The sequence below is a fragment of the Aegicerativicinus sediminis genome (assembly GCF_015476115.1).
GTDB classification, from domain to species: Bacteria; Bacteroidota; Bacteroidia; order Flavobacteriales; family Flavobacteriaceae; genus Aegicerativicinus; species Aegicerativicinus sediminis.
The window spans coordinates 3,296,811-3,310,326 of sequence record NZ_CP064295.1 but is presented as its reverse complement, the minus strand read 5'-3'; the positions used below and the strand labels follow the sequence as shown (position 1 = coordinate 3,310,326).

At 33.4% G+C, this 13,516-nt stretch carries 12 protein-coding genes; 3 read left to right on the top strand and 9 right to left on the bottom strand.

Going from position 1 to position 13,516, the window contains the following annotated elements; genetic code table 11:
• Position 1: 1 nt before the first annotated feature.
• The 7 genes from ISU00_RS14195 to ISU00_RS14165 form a co-directional block, all read right to left on the bottom strand.
• A complete protein-coding gene (locus ISU00_RS14195) occupies positions 2-4,327 on the bottom strand; it encodes a CusA/CzcA family heavy metal efflux RND transporter (protein ID WP_228851330.1) in 4,326 nt (1,441 codons plus the stop codon).
• 212 nt (positions 4,328-4,539) lie between these two features.
• Positions 4,540-5,178, bottom strand: coding sequence for a hypothetical protein (locus ISU00_RS14190; protein WP_228851329.1), 639 nt, complete (start codon positions 5,176-5,178; stop codon positions 4,540-4,542).
• Between the two features lie 36 nt (positions 5,179-5,214).
• The gene (locus ISU00_RS14185; protein WP_228851328.1) at positions 5,215-5,787 is read right to left on the bottom strand and encodes a hypothetical protein; all 573 of its coding nucleotides are present in this window, start codon (positions 5,785-5,787) and stop codon (positions 5,215-5,217) included.
• The gene (locus ISU00_RS14180; RefSeq protein WP_228851327.1) at positions 5,784-6,776 is read right to left on the bottom strand and encodes an MlaD family protein; all 993 of its coding nucleotides are present in this window, start codon (positions 6,774-6,776) and stop codon (positions 5,784-5,786) included. The genes ISU00_RS14185 and ISU00_RS14180 overlap by 4 nt, the downstream gene beginning before the upstream one ends.
• A 10-nt stretch (positions 6,777-6,786) precedes the next feature.
• Positions 6,787-7,572, bottom strand: a complete 786-nt coding sequence (locus ISU00_RS14175; RefSeq protein WP_228851326.1) for an ABC transporter ATP-binding protein — start codon at positions 7,570-7,572, stop codon at positions 6,787-6,789.
• Entirely contained in the window at positions 7,569-8,351 is a 783-nt protein-coding gene (locus tag ISU00_RS14170) for an MlaE family ABC transporter permease (RefSeq protein ID WP_228851325.1), read from the bottom strand. The genes ISU00_RS14175 and ISU00_RS14170 overlap by 4 nt, the downstream gene beginning before the upstream one ends.
• A 145-nt stretch (positions 8,352-8,496) precedes the next feature.
• The gene (locus ISU00_RS14165; protein ID WP_228851324.1) at positions 8,497-9,702 is read right to left on the bottom strand and encodes a CotH kinase family protein; all 1,206 of its coding nucleotides are present in this window, start codon (positions 9,700-9,702) and stop codon (positions 8,497-8,499) included.
• Positions 9,703-10,004: 302 nt separating this feature from the next.
• Here ISU00_RS14165 and ISU00_RS14160 point away from each other — a divergent pair, with 302 nt between their 5' ends.
• From ISU00_RS14160 to ISU00_RS14150, 3 genes are all read left to right on the top strand, one after another.
• On the top strand, positions 10,005-10,250 hold the full coding sequence (locus ISU00_RS14160; protein ID WP_228851323.1) for a hypothetical protein: 246 nt from the start codon (positions 10,005-10,007) through the stop codon (positions 10,248-10,250).
• Between the two features lie 78 nt (positions 10,251-10,328).
• Positions 10,329-10,508, top strand: coding sequence for a hypothetical protein (locus ISU00_RS14155; protein ID WP_228851322.1), 180 nt, complete (start codon positions 10,329-10,331; stop codon positions 10,506-10,508).
• A 102-nt stretch (positions 10,509-10,610) separates the two neighbouring features.
• Positions 10,611-11,006: a TonB-dependent receptor plug domain-containing protein gene (locus tag ISU00_RS14150; RefSeq protein WP_228851321.1), complete on the top strand. Its 396-nt coding sequence runs from the start codon at positions 10,611-10,613 to the stop codon at positions 11,004-11,006.
• Positions 11,007-11,050: 44 nt separating this feature from the next.
• Here ISU00_RS14150 and ISU00_RS14145 read toward each other — a convergent pair whose 3' ends face one another.
• Together ISU00_RS14145 and mnmE are read right to left on the bottom strand one after the other, a co-directional pair.
• Positions 11,051-11,992, bottom strand: coding sequence for a TolB family protein (locus ISU00_RS14145; RefSeq protein WP_228851320.1), 942 nt, complete (start codon positions 11,990-11,992; stop codon positions 11,051-11,053).
• A gap of 77 nt (positions 11,993-12,069) precedes the next feature.
• A complete protein-coding gene (mnmE, locus tag ISU00_RS14140; protein ID WP_228851319.1) occupies positions 12,070-13,476 on the bottom strand; it encodes a tRNA uridine-5-carboxymethylaminomethyl(34) synthesis GTPase MnmE in 1,407 nt (468 codons plus the stop codon).
• Positions 13,477-13,516 lie beyond the last annotated feature (40 nt).

Sequence of the window (13,516 nt, the reverse complement as noted above, 5' to 3'; positions counted from 1 at the left end):
CTTAATAAGTAATATAATTTGCCTCTAAAACGGTTAGATTATAACCTAACAAAGCTTTTAAATAATTTAATTTTATAGAAGTTGAATTTTCCAATAACATGGTGTATTGCAAATAATCTATTTCTCCATTGCGAAAGGCTTCTTGGGCGTGAAGCCGTAATTTCTTTGACAAGTCTTCACCCTTATTTTCAAAATAAGCTAATTCCTTCTCCTTTTGCTTAATGTCCATTAATAGTGCATCGTATTTAGTTTCAAGAGCAATTTCATAATTATCTGCTTCATAATTCCTAGCATCAGCTTCTATACTAGCAGCATTAATTTTGGATTTTTGGGACCAGAAAAAAATCGGCAGGGAAATTCCAACTTCGAATCCCGAAAATTTATCACTTCCTAAACCATTATTTCCACCCTGAAAAACTGAAAAATTCAAATCTGGCAAAAATCCTTGCCTATTTAGAGATAGCTCGTGGTTTGCCAAATCAATTCGATCTTTATAAAAATTAATTAAGGGGTGACTTTCGGTTTCCAAGAATTTAACTTGCAGCTTTGGTAATATGTTCTCTGAAATAACAAAGATTGAATCGCTTTGCAATAATTCTTTGAGTTTTAGATTGAACTTGCTGATATTTTCCCTTGCTTGTTTAAGTTGAATTAAAATCTCTTGAGATTTAGCTTCGGCTGTAAGTTGCTCCAAATAATTGGATTCACCTTCTTCAAATTTCCTTTTGGCACCATATGCAAAATGTTTATAGAGACTATCCAATTCACTATACGAATGATATACCTGTTGCCAATAAATCATTTCAAAATAAACATCTGAAACGTTCTTTCTAAGATTGAGGCTGTCTAAGCGATATTGCTGCAGTACAATTTCACTTTTAGTTTTAAGAATTTTTCTTTTTTTGGAATAAACTGTCGGAAATTCAAGGGACTGATTAATACCCCATACGTTTAAAGGTTCTTGATTCGGACCTAAATTGTTTTGATCCTTTGAGTAATAAAAATTAGTTTTATTTATATCCAAATATCCACTAATCAATTCCTCACTTTGAAGCAATCTCTTTTTTGATGCTTTCAATGATCGGTTATTTCCTAAAGCAATATCAATAGCCTGATCCAAATTAATTGGTTGTTGAGCTTGTGAAATAATAGGCAATATTAGGAACAGAGTTAGAATTAGGCCCTTATTTGCAAACTTAAATCCAGACCTTTTCCCTTTTCTATCGAAAAGAGAATAAAGAACCGGCAAAACTATCAAGGTTAAGGCAGTTGCAGAAATTAGTCCACCAATTACAACTGTAGCAAGTGGTTTTTGTACTTCTGCTCCTGCGGAGGTGGATATAGCCATGGGCAAAAATCCTAATGCAGCTGCCGAAGCTGTTAGTAAAACTGGTCTAAGTCTATTTTTTGTACCAATTAATATTCGATCATGAATGTCCCTTATACCATGGGACTTAAGTTCTTTAAATTCTTCGATTAGTACAATCCCATTTAATACAGCAATCCCAAACAACGCTATAAACCCAACTCCAGCAGAAATACTGAATGGCATTCCACGCAAATACAACAAGAAAATTCCACCCACAGCGGCCATCGGTATGGCGCTATATATAATTAGGGCATCTTTAATAGAATCAAATGCAAAGTAGAGTAAAATAAAAATTAGGATTAATGCTACAGGAACAGCAATCATTAATCGATTTTTTGCGGTACGCAAATTTTCAAATTGACCGCCATATTCGACAATATAGCCCGGAGGAAGCGTAATTTTTGATTCAATTGTTTTTTGAACATCATTAACGACCGATTCCAAATCTCGATTTCTAACATTAACACCTACCACAATTCTTCTCTTAGTATTGTCCCTTGAGATTTTGGCAGGCCCTCTATTATATTCGATTGTTGCAAATTCTTTCAGGGGCATGTGGCTTCCATTAGGCAGTTTTACTGATGCCCATTCTATATCTTGTATGTCCTTATGATGGTCCTTATCATATCGAATCACCAAATCGAATTGCTTTTCCCCTTCAAAAATAGTCCCTGCAGTTTTACCTGCGAATCCCATGGAAATGATATCATTAAGATCTTGAACATTTAATCCATGTTTTGCTATTTTTTGCCTATTGTAAGTAACAGACATTTGGGGTAATCCTACTGTTTTTTCTACAACTATATCAGAGGCACCATCAATATTTTGGATGGCCTTTTCAATTTCAACAGCCTTTTTATAGAGAACATCCAAATTCTCACCAAAAATTTTAATTGCCAAATCAGCCCTAACTCCTGTAATCAATTCATTAAATCGCATTTCAATAGGTTGGGTAAATTCATAATCTATCCCAGGTAAAATGGATAAAGCTTTCTTAAATTGATCTGCTAACTCATCTTTATCATTTGCTGTTTTCCATTCCTTTTTTGGCTTTAATTTGATTATAACATCACTTTCCTCCATAGACATTGGGTCTGTAGGTACTTCAGCCGCTCCTATTCTACTTACAACTTGTTCAACTTCAGGGAACTCTTTAAGAATCTTTTCAATTTTTGTGATGTTTTCCACTGTTTTACTCAACGATGTTCCTGTTTTGAAGACGGGTTGAATTACAAAATCACCCTCATCCAAAGTTGGAACAAATTCACCTCCCATCCTGCTGAAAAGAAAAATTGATAATAGTAGCATTGAGAATCCAAGACCTAAAACAAGTCTTTTCCTTTTAAGAGCCCAGGCCATGGTTGGTTTGTATTTATCTTCAAGAAACTTAATTAATCTTGAGGAAATTGTATTCTTATTAGGGTCTGTAGGCTTTATAAATAGAGAAGCCATTACGGGGACATACGTAAAACAAAGAACTATGGCACCTAAAAGAGCGAAGCAAAAAACCAATGCCATGGGTTTAAACATCTTACCTTCTACCCCAACTAATGACAATATTGGAATAAACACAATAATTATTATCAATTGACCGAAAATGGCAGAGTGCATCATTTTAGACGCTCCAGAGTTTGTAATTGAATCAATTAAATTTTGTTTGTCAGATTTAGGGAGGCTTATAATTTTCTCTCGTTCGGAAGTAATCTTAAAAGCGATAAACTCCACAATAATGACGGCACCATCAATAATTATCCCGAAATCGATGGCACCTAAACTCATTAGGTTGGCGTCTACGCCAAAAATGTACATTAATGTAAGTGCGAATAAAAGACACAATGGTATAACCGAAGCAACAACCATCCCAGATCTAAAATTCCCCAATAAAAGAATCACAACAAAGATTACTATAAGACAGCCGAGAATAAGATTTTCTGCAATTGTTGCAGTTGTTTTGCCTATTAGCTCACTTCGTTCTAAAAATCCATTGATGCTAATTCCCTTTGGTAATGTGGTTTGAATTTGTTCAACCCTTTCTTTAACGGCTTCAATAACTTCTTTGGAATTTGCATCCTTTAGCATCATTACCTGGCCAAGAACCTTTTCACCTTCACCATTTCCAGTTATAGCCCCAAATCTGGTAGCATGACCAAACCTTACTGTTGCAATATCTCTAACATAGATAGGAATTCCGTTCCTACTTTCAATTACAATATTTTCAATGTCTTCCTTAGATCCAATTAGACCTTCACCCCTTATGAAATAAGTTTGATTGGTTTTTTCTATATATCCACCACCAGCAACACTGTTGTTTTTTTCTAAAGCAACAAAAGTTTCTGATAATGATAGATTAAGACTTTTTAGTTTTTCTGGATTTACGGCCACCTCATATTGTTTAAGATAACCACCCCATGTATTTACTTCAACCACTCCAGGAATACCCGATAATTGCCTTTTAACCAACCAATCCTGTATCGTTCTTATATCTGTAAGAGTATATTTATCTCTACTTGTTGAATCTACCTCAATAACATATTGATAAATTTCTCCTAAACCTGTTGAAATTGGCCCCATAAAGGGTATACCAAAACCAGAGGGTATTTTTTCTTGGGCGGATTTAATTTTTTCAGCAATAAGTTGCCTTGGTAAATATGTACCGATGCGGTCGTTAAATACAACAGTAACTACCGAAAGACCAAATTTTGAAACAGATCTTATTTCCTTTACTTCAGGAAGATTTGCCATTTCCAATTCAACTGGATATGTAAGAAATTTTTCTACATCCTCAGTAGCCAAATTCCTAGAAGTGGTAATTATTTGAACTTGATTATTTGTAATATCTGGTACAGCACCAATTGGAATATTAAACAGAGAATATATTCCGGACGCTATAATTGCTAATGAAAAAAGGATAATAATTAATTTGTGGCGGATACTGTATTGTATGATCCGATCAATCATGTACGCATCTTTTTGAATGAAATTCTAATTTATATACAATCTTACGAAATTGCGATTTCCTAAACACTGAATCTATTTTGAATTTATTTTAAACATGAAACAAAATCATTGTTTAGTCTTATTTAGACGCTCATTAAAATGAATTTTAACACTAGGAGAATTAATGACAAGCATTAATTCTCCTAGTGTTTTTTATTAGATATTAGGAAGCTCTATTTAACTTTCTCTTCAATAACATAAGGCATTTTCTTGCTTGCGTTACGCATCAAGGCATCGACCAATAATCGAGAACTAGATCCTAATGAACCAGAAAATTCATGTTCGTAATGCCAAATTTCTTTATTAGCCATACAATCCTTAATATTTAATGAAGCAGAAACTCGGTTAGTTGGACCAAAAACTCCAACAACTGCCAAGGCCACTGCTGCACCGGTACTCATAGGTTTGGTAATTGAGTAATTAGACCCTAAGGTCGCATCTACTCCTAATAACTGACACATTTCATAAGGTTGAAGTACTTTTTCAGGATACCCAGCATTATTCAAAATTGCATTAGTAGTTTCAATATCCATTATTTCTTGAACTACTTTACCTTCCATCTTCCTTTGTAAAATCCAAGAATACATTTCTTTTTGAAAATTCAAAGATTCCTTAATTTGTTGTTCTTTAATGGCTTCTGCCTCAACATTTTTCTTTGCCTCAATTGTTACAATTGGAGGAAGAATGGCAATCAAGTTTTCATTTCTTGCAAGATCACGAGCGTCTGGACTTTCATAAATCTTAGCGGTCGCACAAGAATCTAAAAAAATTCCTAGTGCAATAAGAATCAAAAGGTTAATAATTGTTTTCATGTTATATATTAAATTAGTTTTTCCATTTTTGGAACATCAATAATATTTAAAAACGAGCTGTTCACCTGTTTTCAAATAATAATAAAGGCTAGCTTCAACCATATTGAATAAATTTTGAATTGCGCTAGGAAATAACTGGAACCCTTCCCTAATTTCACCATTATTCTTAAAGATGGAAATAGAGTTTTCCTTTATACTCATGTTATTAAACACTCCCAGACCATTACTATATTTAAAAGATTGTGGCTGAAATGTATAACAGCAAAAATCAACTTTCAGCTCAATTGTAAATTTTCCTGTTTTTATGGGATTAATTCCTGAGTTATTTTTGGATCTTATCAAATTCCTACACTTACCTTTTATTGTAATGTCCTCTCCAATAAATGAAGAAAACACCTCAATTTTGCAGCCCTTTATTTTTGATGTTTTAGCCCATACAGTCATTTTATTTAACAGTTGCTGTGTAGTTAAAGAATCAATATGAACCACAACAGAATCAGGTTTTATTCCTCGATTATCAAAATGAAACAGTTTCCTATTCCTAGGAGAATTTTGGGAAAAACCTCCATAAGCTATCATTAGGATTAATATGAATAAAATTTGCTTCAATTAAATTGTTCCTCTTTTTGCTTCTTCTCTTTCTTTTCTAGCTTTTTAAAATACCCCCTAAACAAAAAATTATGTTTTAAGGCCTCCATATTCTCGTTAAATTTTGAGGTGCCACTATTTACATTTTCAATAGTCGATTTAATTTCATTAACTAAGCTTGAATCCTTGGTTATATAATTTAATGCGCCATTAGCCGATTCAATTTCATCTAGATAGTTATTTAGGGAAAGGGACATTTGTTCCAATCTATCGCTTGTATCATTTAAATTGCTAAACGCAGATTTAAGATTTCTACCAGAAATTGTATCATTTAATAATACCCCAACAGTGGTTTCTGTATTTGATTTCAATGATGCTATTAATTGATTTAGCTCTAAAATTGCATCATTTGCTCTATGACTAGCTAGTTTTAAATTTTTGCTTGTAGCCTTTAAATCATATGCCATGGTTGTATCATTTAATAATACACCTAGCGTGCCCTCACCATAGTTTAACTTATCTGTTATTTTTCTGAGTCCAGAAATAAGTAAGGCTAAGTTATCACTGGTAGCATTTAATGTATTCAAAATATCATCAGGACCTATTCGACTATATGACTCAATTTCATCCCCATTTTCAATCTGTTCGGCATAGCCTTCCCCTGGAATAATATTAACAATGACATTACCTACCAATCCATCTGAACCAATTGTAGCTACAGCATTTTTATGGATGTGTTCGACAACTTTTTCATCAATTTTCATGGTAACTTTTATCACTGAGTCATTTACCATTTCAATTCCTTGAACCATACCTATATCTATACCGGAATACCTTACATTATTACCTCTTTGTAGGCCATTAATATTTTGGAAGTAAGCACTAACAGTGAAGCTTTTGGTGAATAAATTTCTATTTTGACCAACTAAATAAACCGCCACTACGAATAAGGCCGTACTTAGTATTACGAAAAATCCCAATTTGAGATCATGTGATTTAGATTTTTTCATTACCCTTCTTTTACTGTTTAAAAAATGCTTTCACCTTAGGATCATTATTAGCTACAAGTTCATCAAAAGTTCCTTCCACATAATTTAGCCCATCAATTAGCAATATCATCCGATCAGAAATGACCCTAGCGCAATCCACATCGTGCGTAATTATTAGTGAGGAAGTATTAAATTTTTTCTGCAATTTTTCAATAAGCAGGATTATTTCTTTTGCTGTAATAGGGTCTAAACCTGTTGTAGGTTCGTCGTAAAGAATTATTTTTGGCTTCAAAATGAGTGTCCTTGCTAAAGCCACCCGTCTTTTCATTCCACCCGACAATTCTGCTGGCATTAAATCTAACGTATGTGCCAAACCAACATCTTCCAAAGCATCAATTACTAATTGTTCAGTATCCTCGTTCTCTGCAAAACGATTTCTATGTCTCCTCAAAGGAAATTCTAAATTTTCCCTGACGGTCATTGAATCATAAAGAGCACTTCCTTGAAACAAAAATCCTATATCTGCTCTTATGGTATTCAATTCGTTTTGACCCATTTTGGACAAATTTTTTTCCATTAGAAAAATGTCTCCGCTATCGGCCTGCATTAACCCAATTAAGCATTTAATCATTACAGATTTTCCGGATCCAGATTTTCCCATAATAACAAGGTTTTCTCCTTTAAACAATTTCATATTGAAACCATTAAGTACCTTGTTATCTCCAAAGCTTTTATATAGATTTTTAATTTCAAGAACTACTTCTCGATTGGATTGGTCATCTGATCTCTTTTCTCCTATGTTCGTTTGGGTTTTCATAAATCATAGAATATATCCGTAACAAATACTGCTATAAAATCTATTATAAACAAGAGAAGTGACGTAAATACAACTGCGGAATTAGCGGCTATACCTACTCCGGCAGTTCCTTTACTGCAAAAATATCCCTTAAAACTTCCAACTATTCCAATAGCAAATCCAAAGAAAAAAGTCTTTATGGTTGCAGGTATTAAGTCGCCAAATTCTAAACCTCCAAATACTTGGTTAAAGAATAGATAAAATGAAACATTGCCTTTTAGATTTTCAACAAGAAATGATCCATACAAAGCAACCGCATCTCCGAATATTACTAATAATGGAATCATTAAAGTTGTTGCCATAACTCTAGTAACCACTAAGTATTTAAATGGATTTGTACCAGAAACTTCCATTGCGTCTATTTGTTCAGTTACCCGCATCGAGCATAACTCTGCACCAATACCCGAACCTATTTTACCTGCACACACCAAGGCTATGATCATAGGGCCAATTTCTCTTACAATTGAAATCCCAACCATGGATGGCATCCAAGAAACTGCACCAAATTCTAAGAGGGTTGGTCTAGTTTGAAGGGTTAATACCAAACCAATAATAAAACCGGTAATACCCACCAACAAAACTGACTTGTTCCCTATGTTGAAACACTGCCTCAAAAATTCTTTAAACTCAAATGGTCTTTTGGGTAATTCAATAAAGAACCTTCCGATGAAATGGGATAATTCTCCAATCTCAATCAAAAAGGCTTTTGGACTGCCTAATATCTTATCTGAAATAGGCATAACATTGTATCTGTAATATTTAAAATTACCTCAATAAATTCCTAATTCTTATGATTAAAATCATAAGAACGTCTTTAATAAACTAATTGAAAAAGAGGTGATTAATTGGAAAAATGGGTCAATTAGTCTGGACTATTGAATTTTTTTAATTTTTTAATTGATTCAATATTACAGTTCTCGACATCAACAAATAAGCATATGATTCTTCTAAAGACTTTTTTAGGAGAGGAATAGAGACTGTTGGATGGGAATCGTACTGCGCCATGGAAATAATATCTGGATTGGAATAATAAGGGTATAATTCTGCATAAGTATTTTCAAAAACCTCTTTTAAAACACTTTCATCAAGTTGGAGCGCAACGGTTTTTAGTTGTTTCAGATAATGTTCATATAAGAAATTGTCATTCGCTATTTTCCGATCTAATTCATCTTCTGATGAAAACAAAAACTTGTCCCCTATTTTATCATATTTTTCTTTTCTACCTTCATGGGGAGTATTAGAAAAAATATCGTCATAATCCCAAGGAATAATCCTGAATTTTTCATCAGTAGGGTCTATATAGAAAAAAACTTCATCTGTATAATCACCATTTTTAAAGAAATAATTAAACGCTAACCATTTCATGTACATTTCAATATCCAATAGTTTGGATAGCTCTTGGTAAAGCCTCTCACCGTCAAAGTCATTTAGAAGTTTATAAATTTCAGAAAAAGTCTTTCTATATGCCTTTATTTCACTTTTATCCACTTTCTTATCAGTTTTAATTTTTTCAATTTTATGGTCATATCCTCGGCGAATTAAAATAGGTGAATCTTTCATATTAAAGGCCCAATCTTGGGGTCTCTGCAATAGTAAATAGACACCAGCATGTTCATCATTAATTTTAATATCTCCATAAGCATAAAAAAGATTAAACAGATTCAATTTTTTTAGAAGCCCGAAAGCCAAACGGTTTCTATAATAGAAATTATCCATGGATAGACTTATGGCCTCAAATTTTTTCATACCTAGAGTGTCATCTCCTTGAATGATCTTAGCTTTTGAGTCTAGTGAAAAACTTAAACTTTTTCTCCTATAATATTGTGTGGTTTGACCTCTAGTATGAATATCCTTTGGAACAATAAAATCATTGTTTATTTTCAAGATTTTCGAATTCAGGGAAATACTGTTGCCATCTGTATTTTTCATTTGGGCATAGTTGTTAGTTGAAATAGAAAATTCAATGACATTATCTATTTTTTTGCCCTTGTCTATTAATTCAAGATTTGTTTTGGTAGTCGATTGTCCAAAAAGTTGAAAAACAAAAAGCATTGAGAAGGAGAGATGAATAATTCGTATAAAAATCAGCATTACTCTAAAATTCTCTAGTTGTCTTCTAAGTTAACTGAATTTTAGGTTATTAGCAATATTAATATTACAAATAAGAAGGAATTTAAACGGTGTATGTGTAATAAAAATCAAGGTTATTAACTAACTTTATTGCAGCGATAAATCTCCTAATAACAGAGATTAAAAAAATGGGATTATTTACTAATCCTAAATTCGATAATTAAATAAAGTGATTTCTGATAATTTTTCTCATTTTGTTTAATGAATTCAAGATTTATTTGTAGCTTTTCGGCATCCCTTTAGAATAACCTTAATAGCAAAAAATGAATAATTTACTCTGTTCGGTGAACGGTCATGATTATAAAGTCACAAAAGAGATAACAAACTCTGTAAAGGAATACATTTGCATAAAATGTAAGAAAGAATTCACCACATCTTCAGAAGGTGATTTGACTTTATTGACAAATGAGCGAAAAGAAATTAATAGGTTATTAGAACATATCCATCAAAAAAAGCAAAAGCGCCAATTAATTTCTTATGACATAAGATCTTGGATTGAAGCATATTAAATTGGCTAAAAATTCTGGATTAACACGCTTTGTTTAAGAATTACTTTGCTTCATTACTTCTCCAATTATTATAAACAGATGAAGGTGAAACTTTGTTATAACTTACTATTTGCTTTCTGTTTTATTCCTATTCAAAATTTGACAGGACAAACGGTGATTAAAGGAGTAGTTAATAATGTTTTCAATAAACCGCTGGTAGGTGTTGAGGTAAAATATTCAAAAGAGCAAATTGCAGTTTACACTGATTCTCTTGGCTAATTTAATATTGAAGTTCCTAATAAAGGGAAGCTCATTTTTTTCAAATCTCTTTATAAGACCCAAAAAGTAGCCATTAAGGGCAATGATAGCCTTAGCTTGGTCTTGGAATATGATCTTCATAACACAAATAAAGAACAGTATGTTAATACTGGTTATGGGAAAATTAAAAGGTCTGAAAGTACTATTTCTAGCAGTTCAGTCGATGAGAATTTAATAGAGAATGAAAAGACCTTAGACATTGCCTCCTTTCTGAAAACTGTCCCTGGTGTTAATGTGATTGAAAATAATGGAGATATTAAAATTCAAATTAGAGGCAACCGTAGCTTAATGGCTAGTAACGATCCGTTAATTCTACTAAATGGTTCACCATACAACGCCCCTCTAAAGAATTTAAATCCAAGGGACCTAAAAACTATTGATGTGTTAAAAGATGGCTCGGCAACCGCAGCCTATGGGTCGAGAGGTGCAAATGGGGTTATTTTAATTACTACCAAATAATCAACCTCAAATAAACTTATAGATATAAAAATTCAAGGGCAAGTTTAATTTTTAGAAAGTTGTTTATACGAAACAAATGCAAATTTGTCTCCTGTGGGAGACCAACTAGGCACATTAATTGTACCCTGCCCACCAGTGAATGTGAACAAAGTAGTGATGGTACCTGAATGTAAATCCAATAATTTAAGGGCAACCTCCTTCATCGGAGGATGGTTCTCTCCTAGATCTTCTATGAATGCCAAATACACCAAAACGTCCCTTTTTGGAGAGGGATGGGGAAACCAATTGGAATGATTATCATTGGTTAATTGTTTCTTATTAGTTCCATCACTTTCCATTTTCCAAATCTCCATTGATCCAGTTTCCATGGAATTATAATAAATATATTTTCCATCATTGCTAAATTCTGGTCCATCATCATGGCCATTTTTGTGAGTCAATTGGGTTTCCTTTTTACTTTCTATCTCAATTTCATAAATATCAAATTCTTCAGAATGCCTTTTGGCAGTATAGACCATTTTTGTTCCATCTGGTGACCATCCATGCCAAAAAGAGGTTTTATTTTTTGTTATTAAGGTAGGTTCTCCACCATCTATAGGTAAAACAAATATTTGTGATCTTTTCCATTGTTCATTCATGGGGAATCCGATGTCTATTTTGGAATTATCAAATCCACTTATGGCGAGGGTTTTGCCATCTGGAGAAATACCATGATCGTTATTTACTAAGCCTATTGAACCTGTAGGGATTTGAATTTTTTTCTTAGTTTCTAAATCAATTTTATAGAGCTTACCCTCCCCATTAATGATAAGGTAAGACCCATCCTTACTCCAGTTTGGCGCTTCAAAATGATTTGGTTCACTAAGAACAACAGAACGGGTATTTGATTTTAGATCATAGATTTCAAGTGTAGATTGTACCTGTGCGTTCAAAAATATAGTACAAAGAAAAAGAGCAGAAATACTTAGATATCTTTTAATGGGCATGCTAATTAAAAATTACATTTCATTTAAAAGTACGAAGAACAATTAGTGCTAATGTTAATTTTAAAGTAATAATGAAATTACTTTCCGATGCAAAAGTTTGCAAATATATTTCCAAGTAGGTCTTCGTTGGAAATCTCACCGGTAATTTCTCCCAAATGGAAAAGTGCTTGACGAATATCTATAGCCAAAAGATCCCCTGAGAGTCCTTCCGTCAATCCAGCATCTACCCTATCCATTTCTTCCAATGCTTTCAATAAGGCATCGTAATGCCTTGAATTCGTTACAATGTTATCACTTTGTCTCAGCAAGCCCGTATTAACAAAACTTAGGAGTTGTTCATTTATGGATTCTATACCCTGGTTGTTTTTTGCAGATATCCATAAAATCCCATCTAGGTGAGAATTAAGCAACTCCTTTAACTCATCGGAAACAACATCTTCTTTATTCGCAATAATAAGCAAATGTTTTTGTGGGAATTTGTTCTTTACCTTTCCTATTTCGGTTTGTATATTCACCACATATTCTAAAGGGCTTTCGAACTGAGTGCTCCTCGTTGGATCGATGATATAAAGGATAATTTCAGACTGTTTTATTTTATCGAACGTCCGCTGAATTCCAATACCCTCAACAACATCCTCCGTTTCGCGTATACCTGCAGTATCTATAAATCTAAATCCAATGCCTCCAATAGAAATTTCGTCTTCTATAGCATCTCTTGTGGTACCTGCTATATCTGAAACTATAGCCTTGTCCTCATTCAGCAAAGCATTTAAAAGAGTAGATTTTCCTACGTTTGGTTCACCAACTATTGCTATTGGAATACCCTTTTTTATGACATTCCCCAAGGCAAACGAATCTATTAATCGTTTTAAAACCCTAATAATTTTCGCCACCAATTCTTTGAATGCAGTTCGATCTGCAAACTCCACATCCTCTTCAGAAAAATCTAATTCAAGTTCAATTAAACTGGCAAAATTCAGTAGTTCTTGCCTTAACTGGGCAATTTCTGAAGAAAATCCTCCACGCATTTGCTGCATGGCAATTTTATGGGAAGCCTCATTATCACTGGAAATTAAATCGGCCACGGCTTCGGCTTGGGACAAATCTAATTTGCCATTGAGAAAGGCTCTAAGCGTAAACTCACCAGGATTAGCCATTCTACAACCAGTTCGGATTAACAGCTGTAAAATTTCTTGCTGAATATAACGGCTACCATGGCACGAAATTTCAATAACGTCTTCCCCTGTATAAGAGTGCGGATTCTTAAAAATTGAAACCAATACTTCATCCACCACTCTATTGCCATCCATTATATGGCCTAAATGAATGGTATGAGATTTCTGTTTTAAAATATCCTTACCATGAATGGATTTAAAAACTTTAGAACAAATAGGAAACGCCTCTAAACCTGAAAGCCTTAATACCGAAATTGACCCCATCCCACTAGGTGTTGCCAAGGCTATTATCGTATCTGATGAAATCATAGGTCAAAAATAAACAAGAAAAATGCAATAAGTTAAAACC

Excerpts from the sequence above, each read along its gene's own strand:
- ISU00_RS14195 (WP_228851330.1), bottom strand. The coding sequence starts at position 4,327 with ATGATTGATCGGATCATACAATACAGTATCCGCCACAAATTAATTATT.
- ISU00_RS14190 (WP_228851329.1), bottom strand. The coding sequence starts at position 5,178 with ATGAAAACAATTATTAACCTTTTGATTCTTATTGCACTAGGAATTTTT.
- ISU00_RS14180 (WP_228851327.1), bottom strand. The coding sequence starts at position 6,776 with ATGAAAAAATCTAAATCACATGATCTCAAATTGGGATTTTTCGTAATA.
- ISU00_RS14175 (WP_228851326.1), bottom strand. The coding sequence starts at position 7,572 with ATGAAAACCCAAACGAACATAGGAGAAAAGAGATCAGATGACCAATCC.
- ISU00_RS14170 (WP_228851325.1), bottom strand. The coding sequence starts at position 8,351 with ATGCCTATTTCAGATAAGATATTAGGCAGTCCAAAAGCCTTTTTGATT.
- ISU00_RS14165 (WP_228851324.1), bottom strand. The coding sequence starts at position 9,702 with ATGCTGATTTTTATACGAATTATTCATCTCTCCTTCTCAATGCTTTTT.
- ISU00_RS14160 (WP_228851323.1), top strand. The coding sequence starts at position 10,005 with ATGAATAATTTACTCTGTTCGGTGAACGGTCATGATTATAAAGTCACA.
- ISU00_RS14155 (WP_228851322.1), top strand. The coding sequence starts at position 10,329 with ATGAAGGTGAAACTTTGTTATAACTTACTATTTGCTTTCTGTTTTATT.
- ISU00_RS14145 (WP_228851320.1), bottom strand. The coding sequence starts at position 11,992 with ATGCCCATTAAAAGATATCTAAGTATTTCTGCTCTTTTTCTTTGTACT.
- mnmE (WP_228851319.1), bottom strand. The coding sequence starts at position 13,476 with ATGATTTCATCAGATACGATAATAGCCTTGGCAACACCTAGTGGGATG.